This window comes from Albidovulum sp. (assembly GCF_049646345.1).
Classification (GTDB): Bacteria; Pseudomonadota; Alphaproteobacteria; order Rhodobacterales; family Rhodobacteraceae; genus Albidovulum.
Genome location: NZ_JBARVQ010000236.1, coordinates 1 through 2,068, shown reverse-complemented (window position 1 = coordinate 2,068; position 2,068 = coordinate 1). Strand labels below are relative to the sequence as shown.

At 66.2% G+C, this 2,068-nt stretch carries 3 protein-coding genes; all 3 read right to left on the bottom strand.

All coding sequences use genetic code 11. The features are described 5' to 3' along the window. On the bottom strand, positions 1–311 hold a 311-nt coding region (locus WBB85_RS05640), incomplete at its 3' end, for a hypothetical protein (RefSeq protein WP_432637653.1). Between the two features lie 5 nt (positions 312–316). After that, positions 317–1,366 carry an MBL fold metallo-hydrolase gene (locus tag WBB85_RS05635; protein ID WP_432637652.1) on the bottom strand — a complete coding sequence of 350 codons (1,050 nt, stop codon included), beginning with the start codon at positions 1,364–1,366 and terminating at the stop codon, positions 317–319. Further along, a partial coding sequence (locus WBB85_RS05630; RefSeq protein ID WP_432637650.1) for an acyl-CoA dehydrogenase occupies positions 1,366–2,068 on the bottom strand: 703 nt, incomplete at its 5' end. The genes WBB85_RS05630 and WBB85_RS05635, both read right to left, overlap by 1 nt.

Sequence of the window (2,068 nt, the reverse complement as noted above, 5' to 3'; positions counted from 1 at the left end):
GTGCCGTAGAAAGTCACGATATCGGGGTCGAAATAGCCGATCCCCTCGATCCTCAGCACCCCGGCATCACCGCCGGTAAAGCCCATCGCGATTTCGTGGTCGTTATCAAGCTGGCTTTCGAAGTTCTTGATATAAAGGATCAACCGCTCATAGGCCCATTGCGCTGGGCTTTTCGCCTCAATCGGCTCGGCTGCAACGTCTTCCGGCAGCGGTTCCAGTTCCGCCGTGCGGGGTGCATTCGGCCCGGTATGAACCACCCGCGCGCAGGGCAATGCGCTTGCCTCATGCGCCTCGGCCGAGGTCTGGATCATATTCGTTACGTCTTCATTCGCCACAGCCAGGCTCCATCTTCGGATTTCTCGCGCACCACGCGGCCCGCGATCAGAAGATGGTTCAAATGCGCGACGGCTTCAACCAGTGCGAGCCCATACTCGCCCTCGCCTATCGGTCTTTTGAAAAGCGGCGGAAAGCAGTCTGCCGCTGTCCGTGGCTCTGCCAGATGCGCCTCAAGCCGCGCCAGAGCGCCGGTATGGTTCTCGATCATCTGGGTCAGACGCAAGGGCAGACCGGTGAACGGGAGCTTGTGACCGGGCAGCACCAACTGCCCCGCCCGCGCATGCGGCCGGAACGCCTCGCTGCTTGCCATCCAGTCGGTGACCGGATCGGCCATCGGTTCGGTCGCATAGACGCCGAGATTGGCCGAGATCGAGGGCAAAAGCTGATCGCCGCCAAGGATCAGGTCGCCGCCCTCTTCCCAAAGCGTTGCATGTTCCGGCGCATGACCGTGCCCCACCCGCACCCGCCAGTCGCGCCCGCCAAGGCGCAAGGCCTGGCCGTCCTGAATACGGGTATAGCCCAGGGGCAAGGGCGCCACCGTGTCGGCGAAGTTGAAGGGCCGTTCGGCGGCGCGTTTGGCATAAAGTGCGGCATCCATCCCCGCCGCCCGCCAGAAGGCAAGCGTTTCCGCCGCCGGGCGGTCCTGTTCGTCAAGCGTCAGCATCCGCGCAAACAGCCACGAAGTGCGCGTGGTCAGCAGTTCCGCGCCCTGCGCCTGAAACCAGCCCGCAAGGCCGATATGGTCAGGATGGTAATGCGTCACAACCACCCGCCGCACAGGCCTGCCCTGCAGGGGGCCGGCAAGTGCCGCCTCCATCGCCGCACGGGTGCGGCGGGTGTTCAGGCCGGTATCAACAAGGGTCCAGCCATCGCCGTCGTCCAGCGCATAGACATTTACGTGATCCAGCGCCATGGGCAGCGGCAGGCGCAGCCAGAGCACCCCTTCGGCCACTTCCACAGCCGCGCCGGGTTCGGGCGGCGTGGCAAAGGGGTAGCGGATGCCGTTTCCAGCGGATGAAGGGCTGTCCATCACGCGCCAAGCGTTTCCGGCGAAAGGGCAAAGACCGTATCGGCCCCGTCCCGCGCCTCGGCCAGATCGGCGGCATGCTGCGGCAGGGTCCGGCGGATGTAGAAGGCGGCAAGCGCCTGACGCCCCTCATCTGCCATCGCCGCGCGCAGGTGGAAATGCCCGCCCAGAACCCGCGCGAAGGCGCGCAGATAGGGGGCCGCACCGGCCTGCCGGTCCTTCGCCCCCTGCCCGACCATCCATTCGGTTGCCTCGCGCAGGGTCTCGGCCGCCGCCCAGACCTCTTCGGCGAGGTCGGGAAATTCGGCCCGCGCCGCCTCGGCCCCCGCCTCGATCTCTTCCAGAAGCCGGTAGGCCGCCTCGCCGCCATCGGACAGCTTGCGGCCGACAAGGTCCATCGCCTGAATGCCGTTCGTGCCCTCATAGATCGCCGTCACCCGCACATCGCGGTAGAACTGCGCGACGCCGGTTTCCTCGATGAAACCCATGCCGCCATGAACCTGCATCGCGGTCTCGGAGACACGCATGCCGGTTTCGGTGCCGAAGGCCTTGGCGATGGGGGTGAGGAAGGCGGCCCGCGCCATCCAGTCGGCCTCACCCGTCGCCTGCCCCATATCGATCGCCTGTGCGCAAGCCAGCGCGATGGAGCGGGCCGCGAAGACATCGGCGCGCATGCCCGCCAGCATCCGGCGCACATCGGCATGG